Here is a 22,093-nt window from a genome sequence, read left to right on the forward strand (position 1 = left end):
ACTGGAAAAGCCTGACGCTCTCAATTCTTGGTCTCCGACGTGTGTGAGCGATATAGCAGACTCCTGTCACGAACAATTGCCGCGCAGGTCAGGCGGCCTTTATGACCGCCCGTCGCACGGCCACCGGCACCCCCATGGCGGGATGTGTCGGCGCGTGGGCCGGCCCCGCCCTGGGCCCGGCCCGCGCGCCGACGGCGCGGGCGCTCCGCCGCGCGCCGCGCGGTTCAGCTCGCGTGGACGTACAGCAGATTGCCTACACATAGCAGCACCGCGCCCAGGCGGTGGATCTGGATGCCCAGCATGCGGGCAGCCAGCGGGTTGCCGCGCACCACGCCGGCGCGCAACTGCGCCCCGCGCAGCACGAAGACCGGCGCGAGCAGCAGCAGGAACCACACGGGCACCGCGTCCACGGCGACGGCGACGACCGTGGAGACCAGACCGATCGAGGCGACCGCGACGAGGAAGACGTGGTAGCCGGCGGCGCTGGTCATGGTGGCCACGTTGACCCGGCCGACCTTGCGGTCCCCCTCCAGGTCGTTCATGTTCGAGTACGCGGCGACCTGGAGCGCCCACGCGCCGAACAGGATGGTCTCCCACCCGATCAACCCGGTGACCTCACCGGTCAGCAGCGCGTAGGGCATCAGCACCACCATGCCGGTGGTGCCGATCATCAGCACCTCCTGGCCGCCGCGGTAGCTGAGCTTGAGGCCGTACGAGTACTGCACCGCGCTGGCGGCGACCACCAGCAGCAGCACCAGGAGCCATCCGGGCTTGTGCGGCGCGACCGCCGCCGCGGCGGCCCAGCAGGCGGCGCCCACCACGACCGCGCCCCAGCCGAAGACCTGGGCCTGGCGCACCGTGAGGGCGCCGGACAGCAGGGGCTTGCGGGCCAGGTCACGGAGTTGCCCGGTCTCGGGCGTGTAGTTCTCGGCGTCGCTGCCGTCGCGCAGCCCGGTCAGGTCGTCGAAGGTGACCGTCGCGGCGAAGATCGCCACCTGGCCTATGAGGAAGAACAGCAGGGTCGCCCCCGTCGACGCCTCCCACAGCAGCGGGCCCGGCAGCGCGCACCAGACGATCAGCACGCACAGGTCATAGTCGAAAAAAGCGAACTTACCCAGTTTGACGTAGGCGTTAAAACGCCCGCTCCGCCGTACCGGATTAGTGGTGTCTACCGCCATCAGAAGTGTCCCCCCGTTCGAAGATGCGGGGGCTCTCCCATGGCCGACCTGGCGGCGCGCGCACCTTCTGGGTTCCGTCGCGGCCACGGCCGCTCGTCCAGATTCCAAGGGATTGTCACGCTAGGAAGTACAGGAACCTGCTGGCCATAGCAATTCAGTGCGCGCTGAGTGGCGCCACAGGCAATCAATTGCCATACGCATACGTCCCCCGCCGGCCGTAGCGTGGGCGCCGCACCAGGGTCTCACCGTACCCTCTCCTCCTCAGCCTCGACGAACTCCCTGACCGTGGTCGCCGTTCCACGGAATTTCGCGCGGGCAGCGTCGCCCACGCGCCAGTAATGGAGGTGCATTTTGAGTTCTCGCTCGCAGACCGGGGCAAGCGGCACGCCGCTCCTCGACCGGATCAGCGGCCCCGCGGACGTCCGCGGCCTCGCCGCGCACGAGCTGCCCGCCCTGGCCAGCGAGATCAGGAAGTTCCTGGTGGAGGCCGTGTCCAAGACCGGCGGCCACCTCGGGCCCAACCTGGGCGTGGTCGAGCTGACCATCGCCCTGCACCGGGTCTTCGACTCGCCCCGCGACCGGCTGCTCTGGGACACCGGCCACCAGGCGTACGTGCACAAACTGCTCACCGGACGCAAGGACTTCGAGCGACTGCGCAGCCGTGGCGGCCTCTCCGGCTACCCCTCGCAGGAGGAGTCCGACCACGACATCATCGAGAACTCCCACGCCTCGACCGCCCTCTCCTACGCGGACGGCTTCGCCAAGGCGCACCAACTGCGCGGGCTGACCGACCGGCACGTGGTCGCGATCATCGGGGACGGGGCGCTCACCGGCGGCATGGCCTGGGAGGCGCTCAACAACATCTCCGCCACCAAGGACCTGCCGCTGGTCATCGTCGTCAACGACAACGGCCGCTCCTACGCGCCCACCCGTGGCGGCCTCGCCGAGCACCTGACGACGCTGCGCACCACCCAGGGTTACGAGCGCTTCCTGGAGTGGGGCAAGGACCGGCTGCGCGGCACGCCCGTCATCGGCGGCCCGCTGCTCGACACCCTGCACGGCGCCAAGAAGGGCCTGAAGGACGTCGTCGCCCCGCAGGGCCTCTTCGAGGACCTCGGCCTCAAGTACGTCGGCCCGGTCGACGGCCACGACACCGCGCAGGTCGAGTCGGCGCTGCGCCGGGCCCGCACCTTCGGCGGGCCGGTGATCGTGCACTGCATCACCCAGAAGGGCAAGGGCCACGCCCCGGCCGAACAGCACGAGCTGGACCAGTTCCACGCCATCGGCGCGGTCTCCGCCAAGAAGAAGCCGTCCGGTCCGTCGTGGACGTCGGTGTTCTCGGACGAGATGGTCAGGCTCGGCGGTGAGCGGGAGGACATCGTCGGCATCACGGCGGCGATGCTGCAACCGGTGGGGTTGGAGGCGTTCGCCAAGGCGTACCCGAAGCGGGTCTTCGACGTCGGCATCGCGGAGCAGCACGCGGTGACGTCGGCGGCGGGGTTGGCGCTTGGCGGCGTGCACCCGGTGGTGGCGGTGTACGCGACGTTCCTCAACCGGGCCTTCGACCAGGTGCTGATGGATGTCGCCCTGCATGGCTGTGGGGTGACGTTCGCGCTGGACCGCGCGGGCGCGACCGGCAACGACGGGCCGTCGCACAACGGCATGTGGGACATGTCGATTCTGCAGGTGGTGCCGGGGTTGCGGGTGGCGGCGCCGAGGGATGGGGCGCGGTTGCGGGCGTTGTTGCGGGAGGCGGTGGAGGTGGAGGACGCGCCGACGGTGGTGCGTTATCCCAAGGGTGTGGTGGGTGCGGACATCGAGCCGGTGGCGTCGGTGGGTGGGTTGGACGTGCTGGTGCGGGCGCGGGGTGTGTCGCGGGTGTTGTTGGTGTCGGTGGGGGCGATGGCGCAGGTGTCGTTGGAGGCGGCGGCGTTGTTGGCGGAGCGTGGGGTGGGGGTGACGGTGGTCGACCCGAGGTGGGTGAAGCCGGTGAACTCGGCGTTGGTGGGGTTGGCGGCCGAGCACGAGTTGGTGGCCACGGTGGAGGACAACGGCCGCGTCGGCGGCGTCGGCTCCGCCATCACCCAAGCCCTCCGCGACGCCCGGGTGACGACCCCGGTACGCGAGTTCGCCCTGACCCAGAAGTTCTTCGAGCATGGCAGTAGGAACGAGTTGCTGGACGAGGCCGGCCTGACCGCCGACAACATCGCCCAGACAGTCCACGAATCGCTGGCCGCGGCCGGCGCCCACCATCTTCAGGATGTCTCATGACCGCTGTATCCCTTGGCCTGCCGTCCGTTCCGACCAAGCTTGCTGACCGTAGGGTGAGCCGCCAGATTCAGGTGGGCTCGGTGCCTGTCGGGGGTGATGCCCCGGTGTCCGTGCAGTCGATGACGACGACGTTGACGGCGGATGTGAACGCGACGTTGCAGCAGATCGCGGAGTTGACGGCGTCGGGTTGTCAGATCGTGCGGGTGGCGTGTCCGTCGCAGGATGACGCGGAGGCGTTGCCGGCGATCGCGAAGAAGTCGCAGATCCCGGTGATCGCTGATATTCACTTCCAGCCGAAGTACGTGTTCGCGGCGATCGATGCCGGGTGTGCGGCGGTGCGGGTGAATCCGGGGAACATCCGGCAGTTCGATGACAAGGTGAAGGAGATCGCGAAGGCGGCCTCGGATGCGGGGGTGCCGATTCGGATCGGGGTCAACGCGGGGTCGTTGGACAAGCGGTTGTTGGCGAAGTACGGCAAGGCCACGCCGGAGGCGTTGGTGGAGTCGGCGTTGTGGGAGTGCTCGTTGTTCGAGGAGCACGGGTTTCGGGACATCAAGATCTCGGTGAAGCACAACGATCCGGTGGTGATGGTCAACGCCTACCGTCAGTTGGCGGCGCGGTGTGACTATCCGTTGCATCTGGGTGTGACGGAGGCGGGTCCGGCGTTCCAGGGGACGATCAAGTCGGCTGTGGCGTTTGGTGCGTTGTTGGCGGAGGGGATCGGGGACACGATTCGGGTGTCGTTGTCGGCGCCGCCGGCGGAGGAGGTCAAGGTCGGTCTCCAGATTCTGGAGTCGTTGAACCTCAAGCCGCGTCGGTTGGAGATCGTGTCGTGTCCGTCGTGTGGGCGGGCGCAGGTGGATGTGTACAAGCTGGCTGATGAGGTGACGGCTGGGCTTGAGGGGATGGAGGTGCCGTTGCGGGTGGCGGTGATGGGGTGTGTGGTGAACGGGCCTGGTGAGGCGCGTGAGGCGGATCTGGGTGTGGCCTCGGGTAATGGGAAGGGGCAGATCTTCGTGAAGGGTGAGGTCATCAAGACCGTGCCGGAGTCGAAGATCGTGGAGACCCTGATCGACGAGGCCATGAAGATCGCCGAAGAGATGGAGAACGCCGGCGTCGCCTCCGGCGAACCGCAGGTCAGCGTGGCGGGCTGAGCGCCCCGGGCGGAGGGGCGGTCACGCTGCGGCGTGGCCGCCCTCCGGCGTGCGGGGCCGGCCCCGCGCGGTGCGCGGGGGCGCTCCCATGCGGTGGGCGGCGGCGCGCCCACGCGGTGGGAGGCGGGGCGCCAGCGTCGTGGGCGCGTACGGCCGCGCGTACGCGTACGCCCATGGCCTCGCGTACGGAGCGTGCGGGGCCGGGGAGGGCCCGAGCCGCGCCCGGCTCGGGCCCCGGCTCGGGCCCCGCCCGGGTGGCCTCACTTCCAGGGGTCGGTGAAGGACCGGCCGGGGACCGGCTTGGCGACCAGCGCGATCGAGCTGAAGAAGCTGACCTGGCCGATCGCGAACATCAGGGTGGCCAGCGCCTTGGGCTCGTAGTACTCGGCCACCTGCGCGTACAGCTCGTCCGGGACCCGCTCGCCCGCCGCGGCCGGCTGGAGCACGGCCTCCACGAGGGCCAGCGCGGCCCGCTCGGCGGCGGAGAAGTACGGCGAGTCCTGCCAGGACGCAACCGAGGTGATCCGCTCCTCCGACACCCCCGCCTTGCGCAGGAAACCCGTGTGCAGAACGGTCAGATAGCTGCTGCCCACGATCTGACCCGCGCGGAGGTGCACCAGGCTGATCGTGGAGCGCGGGACCGAGCCGTTGCCGACGACCTTGAACAGTGCCGCCGACACCTCCGCCAGCTCGGGGACCAGCTCCGAGGGGTCCTCGCTCATCCGCGGGGCCATCGGAACCTCTGCCGTGATCAAGCGTGCGTTCATCGTCGTCTCCTTCGGGTCTGGCTTGTTGTTGCCTTCACCGACCTGACGGATCGCGACAGCCGCGTGTGACAGCCTGGCGCGGATTTCCTGACGGACACGCCAGACCGAGGTGTTGACCACCTCACCGGTACCGGTACCGGTGATCGGCGCCGCGACCCTCAGGGCGTGACAGCGCGAGGGCGCGCACGGCCGGGGGTCCGGCCGCGCGCGCCCTCGCGGTGCTTCGTCCGGCGTGCGCCGGCGTACGGGTCAGTGGCAGCCCGAGCCGCGCTCCCACCCGGACCAGTCACCCGCCGGGTAGCTGTAGCGCACGCGCTCCCACAGCTTGCCGTCGGTGCCGGTGACCGAGATGAAGAACGTGTCGTGCGGCAGGCGGCAGATCTCGACCCCGCTGCGGGCGGCCCCGCCCATGGAGGACCAGGAGTTCCACTTGCCGGACGTGTTGGTCCAGCGCGTCCACACGGCGTAGTCCGTGCCGATCGCGAACTCCTGCTTCACGCCGTTGCCGAAGGTGTACTGGCTGACGCCGTACTCACAGATGACGCGGCCTCCGCCCACGTTGCACACGTCCGCCCGCGCCGGCGACGCCGTCATGGCCAGGCCGGCTACGGCCGCGGCGGTGACGAGTACGGCCTTCGTTCTCCTGAGCTTCATACCTGCTTGCTTCCTCCGGTGGTGCGCCGGCGCACCACCGGAGGTGCACCCGTACGCGAGCATCGGCCGGCCACCCCCTCCGAGGGCCGACCCCCTTGCACGCCGAGGCTGCCACCGGGCGCTCACGCGTCGCTAACGCGACGCTGTCGGAGGCGGGAGCACGGCCGACCGTGGGCGTGAGCGGGCCCGCCGTGGGCGTGAGCGAGCCCATGTCGCACGGGCGGCCCGAACGGGCGGAAGCCGTTCTAAGGTGACCCCGTGGACTGGGGGACACTCGTGGGGACGGCGCTCGGCGCGACGATCGGTGTGAGCGCCACGCTCGTCGCGGACCGCCTCCGTTGGAAGCGGGAGGAGGCGACACGCAAGCAGGACGTCCGCCGCCAGCTCTACGGCGAGTACCTGACGGCCCTCACGCGCACGCGCGGCCGGCTCAAGGAGGTCCGCCGCGCGGACCTGGCCGCGGACGAGCGGGCGCGCCAGGCCGCCGCGATCTTCCTTGAGGGCGGGGCGTACGAGCTGCGCTACCAGATGGCCCTCACCGCCACCGCGCCCGTCGTGGAGCACTCCGACGACGCGCTGCGCAAGCTGCGCGACGTGCGGGACCGCATCCAGGAGGGCGCGACGGGCGAGGAGTTACAGGCGGAGCTCCACCAGTTGATACGCGCGATCAAGACGTTGCGGGACGCGATGCGGGAGGACCTGGGAGCGGACACGTGACGCCCGGGCGGCGGGACGCGGCGGGTCACGGCAGGTCGCCCGGTGGCGGGCCTGAACGGCCCGGCACGTCGCGACGGCGCGCCCGCGACCTGATGCCCCCTCACGACACCTCCTCCCGATGCCCCCTCGGCGGCCTCACCCGGCCGGCCCAAAGCTCCAGGTAGCGCTGTTCGGCGAGGCTGGCGGTGGCCTTCGCGGCACGCCGGTAGTGCGCGTACGCGCCGGCCGTGTCGCCGGTCCGCTCCAGCAGGTGGGCCCGTACGGAGAGCAGTCGGTGGTGGCCGGCCATCCGGTCGTCGCCGTCCAGGGTGGCGAGCAGGGACAGGCCGGCCGCCGGGCCCTCGGTCTCGGCGAGCGCGATCGCCCGGTTGAGGGTGACCATCGGGTTGGGCGCGACGCGTTCCAGGATCAGGTAGAGGGCGTGCACCTGCGCCCAGTCGGTCTCCTTGGCCGTGGCCGCGTCGGCGTGCGTGGCGGCGATGGCGGCCTGCAACGCGTACGGGCCCAGTGCCGGACCGGCCAGCGCCGCCTTGACCAGTGCGGTGCCCTCGTCGACCAGCGCGCAGTCCCACGCCGTACGGTCCTGCTCGTCAAGCGGCACCAGGTCGCCGACCGCCGTGGTGCGGGCGTCGCGGCGGGCGTGGGTCAGCAGCATCAGCGCGAGCAGCCCGGTCACCTCGCCGTCCTCGGGTAGCCGCGCGTGCGCCATCCGGGTCAGCCGGATCGCCTCGTGCGCGAGGTCGGGGCGGTGGAGGCTGCTGCCGGAGGAGGCGGTGTACCCCTCGTTGAAGATCAGGTACAGCACGTGCAGGACGACCCGCAGCCGCTCCCGAAGCTCCGCGCCGCGCGGCAGGGCGAACGAGCTGCCGGCCGCCCTGATCCGCTGCTTGGCCCGGCTGATCCGGGCCCCCATCGTGGCCTCCGGCACCAGGAACGCGCGGGCGATCTCGGCGGTGGTCAGGCCGCCGACCGCGCGCAGGGTCAGCGCCGTCTGGGAGGCGGGGGTCAGCGTCGGATGGCAGCACAGGAACAGCAGGACCAGCGTGTCGTCGGTGTCCGGCGGCTCGGCGGGCGCGGCCTCGGTGGCCAGCGCTGCCTCCCGTTCGCGGCGGGCGTGCTCGCTGCGTATCTGGTCGATGAGCCGGCGGGAGGCGACGGTCACCAGCCAGCCGCGCGGGTTGTCCGGCACGCCCTCGGTCGGCCACTGCACGGCGGCGGCGATGACCGCCTCCTGCACCGCGTCCTCGCAGTCCTCGAACCGCCCGTACCGCCGTACCAACGTGGTGAGGACCCGCGGCGTCAGCGCGCGCAGCAGGTCCTCCACGACGAGTGTGGTCATGCCTCCAATGGTCCGTCAGCGAACATCACCTGTCGCACCTCGATGCCCAGGCCGTCGATCGCGGCGTCCGGGATCTGGGCGGCCAGCTCGATGGCCCGGTCCCTGTCCTCGCAGTCGATCAGGTAGAAGCCGCCCAGGTGCTCCTTGGCCTCCAGGAACGGGCCGTCGGTGACCACCTGCTGGCCGTCGCGCACGCTCACCACGGCGGCCTGGGACGGGTCGACGAGGGCCTGCGTGGTGATCAACTCGCCGGACCGCTTCAGCGCCTCGATGAACTTCCCGTGCCCCTCGCCGATCGCCGCCTTCTCCGCGTCGGTCAGCGCGTCCAGCACGGCCGGGTTGATGTACATGCTGATCACGAACTGCATCGCGTACTCCTCGTGGTGCGCGACCCCCGGCGGGGGCCCTTCGACCGGTTGGTCGGAGCCACCGCTCCCGTCTTGACACCCGCCGCCGAAAATCTGGCACGCCGTTTCGATGGGGGCGCGGCCGGGGTCGGTCCGTGGTCGGCGGGGCGGGGCCGGCGGCTGGCCGCGTGTGACAGTGGCTGGCCCGGCTGACACCCGGATCGCCTCTTTGTCTGCCACCGGTGAGGACCAGGGCCCGGAAAGGGCCCGACATGGAACAAGTTCAGCGGAGCGCCGCGCGCGCCACCGACGGCATAGACACGGCAGGCTAACCGCCCATGTGCTCCTCGATGGCGTCGAAGATGTCGGCGTCGGTTTCCCGCTGCCAGGCTGGCAGGTCGGCGTAGTCCGCGACGTATCCGGGCTTGGGGTTCTCCATGCGGTGGTAGATCTGGGCGATCCAACACGTGGCGACGTAGCGGCCCCGCTGTTCGCGGGTGAGCCTGCGCGTCGCGCCGCCACTGATCTCGATGAAGTGGCGCACCTGCTCGAACACGGCCCCGGCGGCAGCGCGTTCCCACTCCGGGGTGTCGTCCCAGGCGGCGATGTAACCGGGCTTCGGCTCGCCTGGGTAGTGCCGGATTACGCCAGCGATCCAGGCTTGGCGAAAGATCCTGCCGGCTTCGGTGGTCATGAGGCTCCCTCTCGGCTCTGTGGAGCGGTGGTGTGCAGTTCGTCGATACGGGCGTTGAGATCGCGGACCCGTGGGTCACCCAGGAAAGGCGTGAGAGTCGGTTTGAGAGTGCGCAGCCTGCACGGTGGTTGACTGACGGGCCGCGTGCGTCCGGCCAGCTCTGGCGAGTTAGGGGATGAGGCGGCTGGTGAAGCCGTCGCAGACAAGGGATTCGTACGCTGCCCGCACGTCTTCCGGGACTTCCTGCTCAGTAGCGAATCCGAACTTCGGGTACTCGATCACCCGCTGGAGGTCACCGACGAGCATGTCCAGGACGAGTTTCTCGTCGCCGATACTCTTCACGTAATCGCTGAACTCCAGAGGCTCCGATGCGCAGCTCACCTCCACGTCGGGCCACAGCTGTCGGGCAGTCGCGTACGAGCGCCTTTCCATGTACGGCTTGCAGACCAGCAGCACCGTGCTGGGATAAATGTCAGCGCCGGCGAGTACCTCACGGGCGTGGGTGATGTTCTCTCCGGTGTTCGTCGCGTACGGCTCCAAGAGAATGGCCTCGGCAGGAACGCCCAGCTCGATGGCGTGCTCGCGGTAGTGGACCGCCTCGCCGCGCGGGAAGACCCTGGCCGTGGTCGGACTGTTGCCTCCGGTGAACACCAGGGTCGGAAAGAGCCCGGCACGGAACAGTTCAGCGGAGTACGTCGCGACACCGAGGTCATGGCTGCCCAGCCCGATCGCCACGTCGACAGGCCGCAACACGTGCTGCATCTGGTGGTAGTCCCAGATCAGCACGGCTCGGCGCCACTGGCTCTCGGTGATGGTCTGCTGGTTGTCGCCCACGCGTGTTCTCCCTGGTGGTCAGCGGCGGGGCCGGACAGCCCCTCGTCCATGGCCTTGATTCCCTCGATGCTGCGCAGCTGGTGTACAAGTCCGTACTGCGCCGCCACCGAGGCGGCCTGACCGAGGACTAGGCGCCCATCATCCCGCGTCGCGGGATCGGAGAGCAGGACGTGGCCGTGAGCGGTGTCCAGTCGCACGCGTTGCATCGGCGTTTCAGTCGCTCCACTGCGACGGGCGATATCGATGAATTTCAGGGCCTGAGTGAGGTCGCCGGCGCCACGGCGTGCAAGGGCGAGCTTTTGATGTGCCACCGACCAGTCATCGGGCTCAGCGAGATCCTCAAAGTCGCGAGTCGCGGCAAGCATGACAGACGTCGCGTATTCGCATTGTCCACTCTTGCTCAACGCGGTTCCCACCCACAGCCGGGCTCGCGCGCGGTCGCGGCGGGAAAGTCGATCGTCAACCGACAGGGACTCGTAGTGGCGCACGGCGCTTTCCAGCTCTCCAGACATCTCCGTGATGACAGCCATGGACAGGTCGAGTTGGGCGACGCGTCGGGCATTACCGAGCTGAGCGAACACCGTGCGCGCGCCGGCGTAGGAATGCTGGGCCGATAGCGGGCCGAACACAGCACCCTGGTCTCGCTTGAGATCGCCAAGCAGGGTGGTAGTACGGCCTAGCAGGTACAGCCCCTTATCATCTAGTTCACAAGCCTTGAAGCGGCCCAGCCATCGGCTGAGCAGACTGTCCGCGAAGGTGAAGTCCTGTCGGGACAGGAGAATCACCACCCGGTCCAGATCATCGGCCCAGGTCTCGTACTCCCAGGCACGAGGCCCGAGGGCGGACGGACGATACCCGGCCACTCGCACCGTGCCGGCCATCTCAGACAGCAGTGCCTCGAAGCGCACGTGCGCGGCAGGGTCCGCGCGTCCGAGGGCAGTGTCGAGAATGGCTTGCGAGTCAGGTCTGGGCTGCGTTTCGGCGAGCTTGCTCTCCCACTTGGAGACAGTGGCAACAGCCACGCCAAGGTGCTGGGCGAAGACCCGCACACTCATACGCAGAGCGACCCGTAGTGCCTTGGCCTCCAGGCCGGTCCAGTGGTGCACTGCCGCCACTCGTCGCTCCCTTCCGCCGAATATCGAAGCAGACGCGAGCGATCGATGTGACGGAAGTGGAACGTAAGGAGAACGGCCGGCGATTGGCAGCAAGCAGGGGCGTAGCCACGATGGCAGAGTCGCCTTCCGTTGGGTCGCTGGATGGCCCTGAGCGTGGAGCTTCTTACGAATCCCCCTGGTCAGCAGCCAGATCGCGGCCGGCGGCGGTGGCACGGTGCACAGCGGCCCGCCAGCGGGTGTCGTGCCTCTGACGCGGCTGTTTCGATCCACCCCGACTCACCCTCACGAGGCCCCCATGCACGCGCACACGACGGCCCACCACACCGGGCATCCCGGCTACACCACGACTCTGACCTGCCGTCCCGAGAGCGCGGCACACGCTCGGGCGTTGGTGCGGGCCGCGTTGGCCACCTGGGACCTGGAACACCTCACCGATGACGCCGCCACCATCGTCTCCGAGCTGGTCGCCAACTCCGTCACGCACACCGGCTCGCACGCCATCCGCGTCACCATCACCCGCCCCAGCACCCGCCACATCCGCGTCGCCGTCGTGGACAAGTCCAAGCGGCTGCCCGTCGCGCGCAGCGCGGACGCGCGGGATGAGAGCGGGCGCGGGATCTCCGTGGTGCAGGCGTTGGCGTGGCGGTGGGGGACCGACCTGCTGCCCTGGGGCAAGCGGGTGTGGGGCGAGTTGCGGTGTTGAGCGAGGGCGCTCGGGCCGGGTGGGGCGGTCAGGGTTTGGTGCCCGCTCGCGCGCGGCCCCGCCACTCCACCAACCCCCGGACGAACGCGGTGAAGTCCTCCGCCAGCAGGGTGACGCGGAAATCGTCCTCCTGGTCCACGTGGACCACCGTCGGCTCGCCGGTCCTGCCGCAGGCACGGTAGTCGAAGGCCAGCATGTCGTGGCCGGCCGACGGGGTGTCCGCGAAGTAGACGCCGAGGTCCGGGTACTCCCACTCCTCGATCCAGAAGCGGCTGCCGAACTCGCCGCCGAGGGAGTTCGGCTTGGTGCGCCCGATGCCGTACATCCCGTTGACGGCGACGCCGGTCGCCTCGTCGGCGGACGCCGCACCGGGCAGCGGGAAGAAGGCCCGGTTCGGGATGCCGCCGTTGTGGGCGCGCATCAGGGCGACGTACGAGCGGGGCAGCCGGTAGCCGCCCAGCTCGGCTTCGAGTTCGGCGATCAGCTCCGGCGTGGGCGGCGTGTCCTCGACGTAGTCGCGTAGGGCGTACGGCGAGTCGTCCCAGAGGTCCGGAATGTCGAGAACCTCGTCGTCGCCTGTGCGGTGACCCACCGTGCCTCCCCGTCGTCTGGCCCGCGAGTCTAGGCGGCGGGTTCGCACCAACGCCCCCGCACGAGGGTCGGCCCGACCGCGCCGGCCCGGCCCCCGTGCGAGGGGCCGGGCCGGCCCGGGCCGGGTGGGAGCGGGGGCGGCTCAGCGGTCCAGGTACGTCTCCGCTACCAGGAACGCCAGGTCGAGCGACTGGCTGCGGTTCAGGCGGGGGTCGCAGAACGTCTCGTAGCGCTGGCGGAGGTCGTCCGCGTAGACCTCGCCGCCCACGCACTCGGTGACGTCGTCGCCGGTCAGCTCGACGTGGATGCCGCCGGCGTGGGTGCCAAGGCCCTGGTGGACCTCGAAGAAGCCCTTGACCTCGTCCAGGACGTCGTCGAAGCGGCGGGTCTTGTGGCCGCTGGGCGCCTCGAACGTGTTGCCGTGCATCGGGTCGCACACCCAGCCGACCTGGGCGCCGGACGCGGTGACCTTCTCGACCAGGGCCGGCAGCCGGTCGCGCACGTGGCCCGCGCCCATGCGGACGATGAACGTGAGCCGGCCCGGCTCGCGGTCCTCGTCCAGGCGGTCGATGAGCGCGAGGACCTCGTCGGCGGTGGCCTTCGGGCCGATCTTGACGCCGATCGGGTTGCGGATGCGGGAGCAGAACTCGACGTGCGCGCCGTCGAGTTGGCGGGTGCGCTCGCCGATCCACACCATGTGACCGGAGAGGTCGTACGGCTGGCCGGTGCGCTCGTCCGTGCGGGTGAGGGCCGCCTCGTAGTCGAGGATGAGTGCCTCGTGCGAGGCGTACACCTCGGCCGAGTGCATCTGGGCCGGGTCCGCGCCGCAGGCGTGCATGAAGTTCAGGGCGCGGTCGATCTCGCGGGCCAGTGCCTCGTACCGCTGCCCGGAGCGCGAGGTCTTGACGAAGTCCTGGTTCCAGGCGTGGACCTGGCGCAGGTCGGCGTAGCCGCCGCCGGTGAAGGAGCGCACCAGGTTGAGCGTGGCGGCCGACGCCTGGTACATGCGCTTGAGGCGCTCCGGGTCGGGTCGGCGGGACTCCTCGGTGAACTCGAAGCCGTTGACGGAGTCGCCCCGGTAGGCGGGCAGGGTGACGCCGTCGCGGGTCTCGGTGGGCTTGGAGCGCGGCTTGCTGTACTGGCCGGCGATGCGGCCGACCTTCACCACGGGCACCGAGCCGGCGTAGGTGAGCACCGCGCCCATCTGGAGCAGCGTCTTGAGCTTGTCGCGGATCTGGTCGGCGCCCACGGCGGCGAAGGACTCCGCGCAGTCGCCGCCCTGGAGCAGGAACGCCTCGCCGCGGGCCACGGCGGCCAGCCTGTCGCGGAGTTGGTCGCACTCGCCGGCGAAGACCAGCGGCGGGTAGGACTCCAGCTCGCTCAGGGTCGCGCGCAGCGCCTCGGGGTCCGGCCAGTCGGGCTGCTGCGCCGCGGGCAGCGAGCGCCAGTGTGGCCGCGGGGCCGCCGCGGGCAGCGTGGGCAAGGTGTCGGCCGTCTGTGTGTTCATGGGGTGTCGTATGCGGCGGGCCGTGCGACCCGCCGCGCTCCTTCCTGGACGCTTCGTGGCACTGTCGTCGGTCACGTCGACCACGTGGGGGTGATCGGGGTACGGACAGGTGTCGCGGGGCGATCGTTGGTGGCTGGCTGGTGGGACGGCGGAGGGGTTACGGCGGCATCCGATGCGGCGGGCTCCGGGCGGCGTGCCGGGCCCGGAGCCCCGGGCCCACGGCCCGTGGTGCGGGGGCCCTGGGCCGGAGGTGGGGAGTGCCGGGTGTGCGGGGTGTGGGGAGTTGGGACTGCGGAGTCGGGGTCAGCGGCCCGGCGGGGTGCCTGGCCGTGGTGCCGGGACGTGCTGTCAGGGGGCGGTGGCTCCGGGCGCGCGCTCGGCGTCCGCCGAGTACGGGGCATCCGCCGGGTACGGGGCGTCCGCCGCGTGCCGGGCATCCGTCTCGTGCTCGTGCTCGTACGCGTACTCCGGAGCGTATGCGGGCCGTGGCGCTGCCAGGGTCACGGCCGCCACCATGTGGTCGCCGATGACGCGACATCGGGCCGTGGCGCCGCGGAGCGCGGCCGGGGCGGGCGCGGTGGGGCTGACGGACAGCAGCACCGGCTCGTCGGCGGCCGACGGGTCCGGTTCGGGCCACTCCAGCGTGACGGAGCGGAACGCCAGGCCCTCCTGCCGGGGCGCGGGCAGCGCCTTGTACAGCGCCTCCTTCGCGCAGAACAGCCGCAGCACCGCGAGTTCGGGTCGGGCGTCGGCCCGCGCGCGGTCGAGTTCGGCGGGCGTGGCGGCGTAGCGGCGGGCCGCGTACAGGCCGTCCGCCGACGCCAGCGGCTCCATGTCGAGCCCGACGGCAAGGCCGTCCGCGGCCGTGACCGCGCACAGCGCCAGCTCATCCGTGTGGGTGAGGGAGCCGCGCACGCCGGCCGGCCAGCCCGGGGCGCCGCGCTCGCCCGGCAGCGGCCAGTGCGGCGCCCCGGTGAGCGCGGCGGTGGCGCGGGCCGCGGCGAGCCGGCCGGCCGCGTAGGTGCCGCGCCGGCGCGGCGCGGCGTACTCCGGCAGGGCCGCGCGCACGGCGGCGGGCAGCCCGGTGAAGGGCAGTTCGCCGACGGTCGCGTGCGCCACCGTCACCGCGCCGCCGCCGGCGCGGGTGCCGGCCACCGCGCCGGTCCCGACGCCGCGGCCGACGGCGCCGCCCCGGGGTGCCCGGCTGAGCCCGGGGCCCCGGCCCCGTCCGAGGCCGAGGCCCCGGCCCAGGCCGCGCGCGGGCGCGCCGGCGCGGGGCCGGAACGTGCTGCCCGGGCCGGTGGCGGCGCCGAACAGTTCGGCGACGCGGACGTCCACGGTCATCGGGCGGTTCTGGTCAGGTGGGTGACCGCGTTGGCGACCACCTGGTGGCCGGTGCGCCCCTCGCCCGACATGATCGACTCGGGGTGGAACTGGACGGCGGCCAGCCCGCGTTCGGGTGCCTCCACCGCCATCGCGACGGTGCCGTCCGCCGTCACGGCCGTCACCCGCAGGCCCTCCGGCACCCGGCCGGGGTCGGCGTACAGCGAGTGGTAGCGGCCGACGTCGAACGTCTCGGGCAGGCCGGTGAGCAGGCCCGACTCGACGGTGGTGCGGCGCACCCGGGAGGGTTTGCCGTGGACGGGCGCGGGCAGCGTGGCCAGGTCGCCGCCCAGGTACTCCACGATGCCCTGGAGGCCGAGGCAGACGCCGAAGACCGGGATGCCAAGGCGCTCGGCCTCGGCCAGCGTCGCGGCGACCTTGAAGTCGGTGGGTGTGCCGGGTCCGGGTGAGAGCACCACCAGGTCGGGCCGGCGCTCCTCGATGAGGTGCAGGTGGCCGCCGCTGCGGTAGGTCTCCACGGCGGCGCCGGTCTCCCGGAAGTAGCCGGCCAGGCAGTGCACGAACGAGTCGCGGTGGTCCACGAGCAGGACATCGCGGCCCTCGCCCGGCCGCTCGCGCACCTCGGCGCGGGCCGGCGGCGGGGTGTCGCCCGCGAGGATCTCCAGGAGGGCCTTCGCCTTCAGTTCGGTCTCCTGCTCCTCGGCCACCGGGTCCGAGTCGTACAGGAGCGTCGCCCCGGCCCGTACGGTGCCCACGCCGTCCCTGATCTGGATGGTGCGCAGCGTCAGCACGGTGTCCAGGCAGCCGTCGAAGCCGATCCGGCCGACGGCGCCGCCGTACCAGCGGCGCGGCGAGCGCTCGTGCCGCTCGATGAACTCGACGGCCGCCAGCTTGGGCGCGCCGGTCACGGTGACCGCCCACAGGTGGGCGAGGAAGGCGTCCAGGGCGTCGAACTCGGGCCGCAGCTCGCCCCGCACGTGGTCCACGGTGTGGATGAGCGTGGAGTACATCTCGATGCTGCGCCGGGCGGTGACGGTGACCGTGCCGGGCACGCAGACCCGCGACTTGTCGTTGCGGTCCACGTCCGTGCACATCGTCAACTCGTGCTCGTCCTTGGCGGAGTTGAGGAGTTCGCGGATGCGCTCGGCGTCCTCCAGGGCGTTGGTCCCGCGCTGGGCGGTGCCGCTGATCGGGGCGGACTCCACCAGGAAGCGGTCGGTGTCGGCGTCGATGCCTCGGCTGACCCGGACGAACATCTCCGGCGACGCGCCCACCAGGTACTCGCCGTCACCCAGGTTCATCAGCAGGCTGTGCGGCGCGGGGTTGCGCTCGTACAGCCGGCGGAAGAGCTGGGCCGGAGTCTGGGAGCAGGCGTGCTGGAACGTCTGGCTGGGCACGGCCTCGAACAGGTCGCCGGAGCGGAACAGCGGCATCGCCGCCTCCACCACCCGCGCGTACTCCCCCACCCGGTGGTCGCGCCGGCCGCGCGACGGCCGGCCGGGCACGAACGGCTGGCTGGGCGTCTCGGTGGGCAGCCACTGGGTGCTGGCGGCGCGGGTGTGGAAGTCGTACCGGAAGCGCACCGCCGTGTCGCCGCGCAGGTCCAGGTCGTACAGCGTGTCGGGCAGGTGGAGGACCATGTCCCGGTCGTGCGGGTTCCGCTCCTGGCGGGCGTCCATCGGGTCGACCTGGAAGATCAGGTCGTAGCCGAACGCGCCGAACAGGCCGAGCAGTTCGTCGTCCGGCACGGCCAGGCCCGCGACCAGCGCCCGGATCGCGGCGAAGACGCCCACGTGCCGGGTGCGGTCCTCCTCGGCGAAGACGCCGTGCGGCGTGCCGCCGTGGACGTGCAGCGTGTCCCCGTCGGCGCGGACCGTGCCGGGCAGGTCGGCCAGCAGGGTGCGCAGGGTCGGCAGCAGCACCCGGCCGCGCTCGTTGAGGGCGGTCACCGCCAGTCGGTCGCCGCGCGCGGCCACCTCGAGCGGTGGGTCCACGTAGCCGATGATCCGGTCCCGGCCCCGGAAGAGGACCATGCCACGGCGCTCGTCGAGCGCCGCCTCCAACTGGGCGCGGGCCGCCGCGGCGCTGCCGGCGTGCTCCGTCGTACGGACCACCTCGACCCCGGATGGAGTGGTCCAGCGACCCGTCTCCGCTCGCGCTTCCTGGGCCGTCCCCGTCGTGTCCGTCGAGGTCATCCCCACCGTTCCCCTCCATGGCTGCGTACGTCGGTGCGTGTGGTGGTGCGTGCGTGCGCTGGTGCGTGTGGCGGTGCGTGCGTGTGGCGCTGTGTGCGTGTGCTGGTGCTTGCGTGGTCGTGCGTGTGCGTGGCGGTGCCTGCGTGGTCGTGCGTGGGCGTGGCGGTGCGTGGGCGTACGTGGTGCTGGGCGTGTGGGGGCGCGGGCGTGCGGTGACGTGTGTGGGGGGGGGACGCGGTGGGGCATGTAGCGCCGATGTCGTACGTCAACTCGGCTACGCACTCACGCAGTTGACCGGCGACGACGGCGGGGCGCCGGGCCGCGCCCCGGGGCCCCGCCCGTCGCGCCTTCGGGTCAGGTGCCGGAGCCGGTGGCCCCTCCGCTCGCGCCGGCCGTGGCCGCCTCGCCCTGGGCGGCGTCCGCCGTGTCGGCCTTCGCCGCCTCGGCTTCCTTCGCCTCGGCGGCCAGTCGGTCCCGCAGCACCCGGCGCAGCAGCTTGCCGGCGCCGTTGCGCGGGATCTCGTCCACGAAGTGGACGGCGGTCGGCCGCTTGTAGCTGGCCAGCTCGCGGGCGCAGGCGCCGATCAGCGCGGCCACGGTGGGCGGCTCGTCGCCGGCCGCGACGAACGCCACCGGCACCTCGCCCCACTCGTCGTTGGGCGCGCCGACCACGGCCACGTCCAGGACGCCGGGCTGGGTGGCGAGGACCCGCTCGATCTCGGCGGGGTAGACGTTCTGGCCGCCACGGATGAGCACGTCGTTGCGCCGGTCCACGAGGTAGAGGAAGCCGTCCTCGTCGGCGTAGCCGACATCGCCGGTGCGCAGCCAGCCGTCGCGTACGGTCTTGGCGGTGGCCTCCGTGTTGCGCCAGTACAGCAGCATCATGCCGTCGCCACGGACGCAGATCTCGCCGACGTCGCCGGTGGGCACCGCGTTGCCCGAGTCGTCCTGCACCTCGATGTGGTAGCCGGGCAGCATCCGGCCGGCGGTGGGCAGCACGGTGCCCTCGGCGTCGAACGGCCACTCGCCCCGGCGGAAGAGGTGGGTGGCGATCGGGCCGCCGCCCTCGGTGATGCCGTAGATGCTGCGCATCGGGGCCGGGAACTTCTCCAGGCACTCGCGCAGCAGTTCCTGCGGCATCGGGGCGCCGCCGAACATGATGTCCTTCAGGCTGGACAGGTCGGCGCCCGCGAACGCCTTGGTGCGCAGCACGAAGCGGGCCATCGACGGCACCAGGAAGGTCTTGGTCGCCTTGAACTCGGCGACGTCGGCCAGCCAGCGCTGCGGCGTGAACTCCGGCTCCAGGACCAGCGCGCCGCCGGCGGCGAACAGCGCCAGGCCGATGACAACGCTGCCGTGGAACAGCGGGCAGGGGTTGACCATCACGTCGTCGGCGGAGAAGCCGACCTCGGCCGCCATCGCCGTGTAGCAGGCGGAGACCGAGCGGTGGGTGACCGCGACGCCCTTGGCGTGCCCGGTGGTGGCGCTGGTGTGCAGGATCGCGAAGATGTCGTCCTGCCGGGGCAGCGGCAGCTCGCGCGCCTTGGCGGTCGCCATCTCCTCGTAACGCTCGGAGCCGATCGAGATCCGCCAGCCGTCGCCGAACGCGTCCCCGAGCCGGTCGAAGATCTGCTGCTCGGAGAAGACGCCCACCGGCTCGACGTTGCGGACGATGTGCTCGACCTCGGGCGCGGGGAACGACGGGTTGATCGGGCAGACCACGACGCCCGCCTTGCCACCCGCGACGTACAGCTCAAGGACCTCGACTCGGCTGCGCGCGCTGACCGCGATCCGCTGGCCCTTCTCCACGCCACGGTCCAGCAGCGCGGTGGCCAGCGCGTCCGTGCGCTCGTCGAACTCGCGCCAGGTCAGCCGGCGGTTCGGGTCGGCCAGGGCGAGGTTGTCAGGGCGCAGCAGCCGGTTGCGCTTGACGAAGTGCGCCATCCACATCAGCGGGCCTCCCCGCTGGCGGTCGCGGCGGCCGGGGCGGTCTCGGCGGCGTCGGTCAGCTCGGCCGCCTCGCGGGAGACGAGCACCTGGTTGATGCCGTCCAGGGTGTGCAGCGCGCCCAGCTCGTCGTCGTCGAGCGGGGTTCCGGTGCGCTCCTCCAGGGCAAGGGCCAGCCGGATCAGGTCACCCGAGTTGAGGCCGGCGTTGATCAGGTCGGCGTCGCCCGGCACGCCCTCGATGAGCTGCGGCAGGTCAACGAACTCCAGCAGGAGGCGGTGGCCGGGGGTCAGGTGGTCGCTCATGAGCTTCCCTTGCTTGTCGTGGTGTGTTCGGGGACGGAAAGGCGGTGGCGGGCCCGGTGCGGGCGCGGCGATCGGCCGGGCGGGACGATCGCGACGAGTGGCGGGCGGCGGGCGCGGAGCGATCGGGCGACGGAAAGGCGCGTCGGGCGACGGGAGGGTGCGGTCGGCGAGGGGCGTTCGGTGTCGGACGTTCGGTGTGGGCGGGGCGGGCGGCCTGAGGGGGGACTCGGCGCACTGGGTGCGGCTCGGGGGGTAGCGCGCCACACCCGTCCGCCCCGCCTCACCTGACGTCGAGTTGGACCAACTCCCCCGACGCCAGCTTCCTGGCCACCTCAAGGCGCTTGACCTTCCAGGTGGCGGTGTGCGGGATGTCCTCCCAGCGGCACTGCACGGGCGGCGCCAGCTCGGGCAGCCCGGCGGTGGCCTCGGCCCAGGCCGCGCGGTCCAGCGGGCGGTCGCCGCGGGTACACACCAGCGGCACGGGCGGCCCCTCGGACACGGGTATCAGCACGGCCTCGGTGAGCTGCCGCATCCCCTCCAGGATCTGGTCCTCGGCGCGGAGCAGGCTCTCCACCCCACTGCCCTGGTCCACGATCCGGTCGTACAGGTGCAGGCAGCCGCGCCTGCTGACCATGCCGACGTCGCCCATCGCCCACCAGCCGTCCACCCGCTGGTCGCCCTGGCCCAGGTAGGCCGGGGTGACGCCGGCGGACTTGCCGAAGATGGCGCCGAGTTGGCCCTTGCCCATCCGTCGGGTGTTGCCCTCGTCGCTGATCCGCAGCCTGGTGTGGCCGATCATCGGCCGGCCCACACAACGACCGTCGGTGCAGCCCCTGTTCGCCCGGTGCAGCTTGATGGTCAGCGGCCCGGTCTCGGTCTGCCCGTACGCCTGGAGGTAGCGCGCGCCGGGGCGGCCGGCGGCCAGCAGGGTACGGATGGTGCGCGGGTGCGCCGCGTCGAAGGAGCTGATGAACATCCGCACCTGGGAGAGGAGTTCGGGCCGCTTCTCGGCCGTCTCCTCCCAGCGGATGAACGCGTTGGGCAGCGTCTCCACGATCCCCGGGCGCACCCGGGCCAGCATCCGCTCGGCGTTGCGCGGGTCGGGGTCGGTCATGAAGCCGAGCGGCAGGCCGACGGCGAGCACCGTGAGCATCCCGGACATGGCGCGCGCGTGCACCGGTGAGACGCAGGTCAGGTACGGGTCCCGCAGCCGCACCACGCGCAGGAAGTTGACCTGCGGCTTGGCGTGCCCGGCGAAGCTCTCCACGGTGTGCAGCACCAGCTTGGGCACGCCGGTGGTGCCCGAACTGTGCGTGACCAGTTGCGGCGCGTCGCGCGGCGGCACGATCGAGTGCGGCAACTCGCCGGGCGGCTGGTCCTGGAGCGCCTCGCCGTGCCGGCCGGGCTTGCCGACGTAGAGCCGCGGCGGCAGCGCCGCGCCCACCTCGTCGAGCGCGCCTGCGGACTCGGTGTCCGCGTCGGTGACGATCGCGGCCGGCTCGCCGCGCCGCACGTGCAGGCCGAGCGAGGTCGGCCCGACATCGGGATGGGTGAGGATCGGTACCGCGCCCATCCGGGCGCAGGCGAAGGCCAGCAGGATGACGTCGAAGTTGGCCCGCTTGACGACGAGCACCCGGTTTCCCGGCAGCACGCCGGCGCCGAGCAGCAGCGCGGCGGCGCGCTCCACCAACTCCGCGAACGTCGCGAAGTTCAGCGCGTCCCCGGCTTCCGGGAACAGGTCTAGGGGCTGGTCCAGGTGGATCGGTACGTCGGGGTGCCTGCGTGCCGCCTCCCGGGGCGCGGTGGCGAGTGCCAGCGTGGCGCGTATGCGTCCCATCGGTCCGCTCCCCCCTTCCTGGGTCTCGTCCTGGTGCACGCGGACGCGTCCGGTGCTCGGTTTACCGGCCCGAGCCGCCCCGCACCGCCTGGCCCCGGCGACGAGGCCGGGCCGGGCGGTGCGTGTGGGTCGGCTCACGCCGGGTGGTGCTGGGTCGGCTCACGCCGGGTGGTGCTGGGTCGGCTCGCGCCGGGTGGTGCGGGTGAGGCTTGGGTGGCTCGTGCCGGGTGGGGCTGGGTCGGCTCGCGCCGGGTGGTGCGAGTGGTGCACGTGGGGCTTGGGTGGCTCGCGCCGGGCGGTACGGGTCGGCTCGCGCCGGGTGGGGCTAAGTGCGTACGGGGTGCTGGTCGGTGCTGGTCCGGTGCGGGCGACTCCGTGGGGGCGGCTCGGGGCCGAGCTCGGGTCGCCGTCGCCGTGCCGGTCGGCGCGGTGGCGACCGGGTGCGCCTCCGGCGCCGGGACCGGGTCGGGCGCCGCCCGCCGCGGGCCGCTCAGCGGGCCTGCGGTGGCACTGCCGACCCTGCGCCGAGCCGGCCCCGTGGGACCGCGCACGGCTCCGTCGCGCGCGGCGAACTCGCGGAACTCGGGGTTCCCC

At 71.8% G+C, this 22,093-nt stretch carries 19 protein-coding genes; 4 read left to right on the top strand and 15 right to left on the bottom strand.

Features of this window, described 5'->3' with window-relative positions; all coding sequences use genetic code 11:
- Positions 1-224 precede the first annotated feature (224 nt).
- The gene (locus tag H7H31_RS11135) at positions 225-1,178 is read right to left on the bottom strand and encodes a UbiA family prenyltransferase (protein ID WP_187063478.1); all 954 of its coding nucleotides are present in this window, start codon (positions 1,176-1,178) and stop codon (positions 225-227) included.
- A gap of 351 nt (positions 1,179-1,529) precedes the next feature.
- Between H7H31_RS11135 and dxs the strand changes: the two genes are divergently transcribed.
- Together dxs and ispG are read left to right on the top strand one after the other, a co-directional pair.
- Positions 1,530-3,449: a 1-deoxy-D-xylulose-5-phosphate synthase gene (gene dxs, locus H7H31_RS11140; RefSeq protein ID WP_187063479.1), complete on the top strand. Its 1,920-nt coding sequence runs from the start codon at positions 1,530-1,532 to the stop codon at positions 3,447-3,449.
- A complete protein-coding gene (ispG, locus tag H7H31_RS11145; protein WP_187063480.1) occupies positions 3,446-4,603 on the top strand; it encodes a flavodoxin-dependent (E)-4-hydroxy-3-methylbut-2-enyl-diphosphate synthase in 1,158 nt (385 codons plus the stop codon). The genes dxs and ispG overlap by 4 nt, the downstream gene beginning before the upstream one ends.
- Positions 4,604-4,863: 260 nt before the next feature.
- Here the strand turns inward: ispG and H7H31_RS11150 are convergent, their stop codons facing one another.
- Both H7H31_RS11150 and H7H31_RS11155 read right to left on the bottom strand, forming a co-directional pair.
- Entirely contained in the window at positions 4,864-5,370 is a 507-nt protein-coding gene (locus H7H31_RS11150) for a carboxymuconolactone decarboxylase family protein (protein WP_187063481.1), read from the bottom strand.
- Positions 5,371-5,619: 249 nt separating this feature from the next.
- Positions 5,620-6,024 carry a hypothetical protein gene (locus tag H7H31_RS11155; RefSeq protein ID WP_187063482.1) on the bottom strand — a complete coding sequence of 135 codons (405 nt, stop codon included), beginning with the start codon at positions 6,022-6,024 and terminating at the stop codon, positions 5,620-5,622.
- A gap of 258 nt (positions 6,025-6,282) precedes the next feature.
- Between H7H31_RS11155 and H7H31_RS11160 the strand changes: the two genes are divergently transcribed.
- Positions 6,283-6,741 (top strand): hypothetical protein, encoded by a 459-nt coding sequence (locus H7H31_RS11160; protein ID WP_187063483.1) that lies wholly within the window; start codon positions 6,283-6,285, stop codon positions 6,739-6,741.
- A gap of 100 nt (positions 6,742-6,841) precedes the next feature.
- Here the strand turns inward: H7H31_RS11160 and H7H31_RS11165 are convergent, their stop codons facing one another.
- From H7H31_RS11165 to H7H31_RS11185, 5 genes are all read right to left on the bottom strand, one after another.
- Positions 6,842-8,080 carry an RNA polymerase sigma factor gene (locus H7H31_RS11165; RefSeq protein ID WP_187063484.1) on the bottom strand — a complete coding sequence of 413 codons (1,239 nt, stop codon included), beginning with the start codon at positions 8,078-8,080 and terminating at the stop codon, positions 6,842-6,844.
- Positions 8,077-8,448, bottom strand: coding sequence for a YciI family protein (locus H7H31_RS11170; RefSeq protein WP_187063485.1), 372 nt, complete (start codon positions 8,446-8,448; stop codon positions 8,077-8,079). Before H7H31_RS11170 ends, H7H31_RS11165 begins: the two co-directional genes overlap by 4 nt.
- A 307-nt stretch (positions 8,449-8,755) precedes the next feature.
- On the bottom strand, positions 8,756-9,121 hold the full coding sequence (locus H7H31_RS11175; RefSeq protein WP_187063486.1) for a hypothetical protein: 366 nt from the start codon (positions 9,119-9,121) through the stop codon (positions 8,756-8,758).
- A gap of 168 nt (positions 9,122-9,289) precedes the next feature.
- Entirely contained in the window at positions 9,290-9,955 is a 666-nt protein-coding gene (locus tag H7H31_RS11180; RefSeq protein ID WP_187063487.1) for a YdcF family protein, read from the bottom strand.
- Positions 9,901-11,070 (bottom strand): helix-turn-helix domain-containing protein, encoded by a 1,170-nt coding sequence (locus tag H7H31_RS11185; protein WP_232109792.1) that lies wholly within the window; start codon positions 11,068-11,070, stop codon positions 9,901-9,903. Before H7H31_RS11185 ends, H7H31_RS11180 begins: the two co-directional genes overlap by 55 nt.
- Positions 11,071-11,365: 295 nt before the next feature.
- Between H7H31_RS11185 and H7H31_RS11190 the strand changes: the two genes are divergently transcribed.
- A complete protein-coding gene (locus H7H31_RS11190) occupies positions 11,366-11,773 on the top strand; it encodes an ATP-binding protein (protein WP_187063488.1) in 408 nt (135 codons plus the stop codon).
- Between the two features lie 28 nt (positions 11,774-11,801).
- Here the strand turns inward: H7H31_RS11190 and H7H31_RS11195 are convergent, their stop codons facing one another.
- The 7 genes from H7H31_RS11195 to H7H31_RS11225 all read right to left on the bottom strand — a co-directional run bounded on the left by H7H31_RS11195 (position 11,802) and on the right by H7H31_RS11225 (position 21,499).
- Positions 11,802-12,365, bottom strand: a complete 564-nt coding sequence (locus H7H31_RS11195; protein ID WP_187063489.1) for an SMI1/KNR4 family protein — start codon at positions 12,363-12,365, stop codon at positions 11,802-11,804.
- A gap of 141 nt (positions 12,366-12,506) precedes the next feature.
- On the bottom strand, positions 12,507-13,871 hold the full coding sequence (locus tag H7H31_RS11200; protein WP_187063490.1) for a class II 3-deoxy-7-phosphoheptulonate synthase: 1,365 nt from the start codon (positions 13,869-13,871) through the stop codon (positions 12,507-12,509).
- A 348-nt stretch (positions 13,872-14,219) separates the two neighbouring features.
- Positions 14,220-15,215: a 4'-phosphopantetheinyl transferase superfamily protein gene (locus H7H31_RS11205; RefSeq protein ID WP_187063491.1), complete on the bottom strand. Its 996-nt coding sequence runs from the start codon at positions 15,213-15,215 to the stop codon at positions 14,220-14,222.
- Positions 15,212-17,410, bottom strand: coding sequence for an anthranilate synthase component I (locus H7H31_RS11210; protein ID WP_187063492.1), 2,199 nt, complete (start codon positions 17,408-17,410; stop codon positions 15,212-15,214). The genes H7H31_RS11205 and H7H31_RS11210 overlap by 4 nt, the downstream gene beginning before the upstream one ends.
- Before the next feature lie 354 nt (positions 17,411-17,764).
- Positions 17,765-19,360, bottom strand: a complete 1,596-nt coding sequence (locus H7H31_RS11215) for a class I adenylate-forming enzyme family protein (RefSeq protein WP_187063493.1) — start codon at positions 19,358-19,360, stop codon at positions 17,765-17,767.
- Positions 19,360-19,662: a phosphopantetheine-binding protein gene (locus H7H31_RS11220; RefSeq protein ID WP_187063494.1), complete on the bottom strand. Its 303-nt coding sequence runs from the start codon at positions 19,660-19,662 to the stop codon at positions 19,360-19,362. The genes H7H31_RS11215 and H7H31_RS11220 overlap by 1 nt, the downstream gene beginning before the upstream one ends.
- Positions 19,663-19,942: 280 nt before the next feature.
- Positions 19,943-21,499, bottom strand: coding sequence for a class I adenylate-forming enzyme family protein (locus H7H31_RS11225; protein WP_187060355.1), 1,557 nt, complete (start codon positions 21,497-21,499; stop codon positions 19,943-19,945).
- Between the last annotated feature and the right edge of the window lie 594 nt (positions 21,500-22,093).

It is taken from the genome of Streptomyces buecherae, from assembly GCF_014295035.1.
Lineage (GTDB): Bacteria > Actinomycetota > Actinomycetes > Streptomycetales > Streptomycetaceae > Streptomyces > Streptomyces youssoufiensis.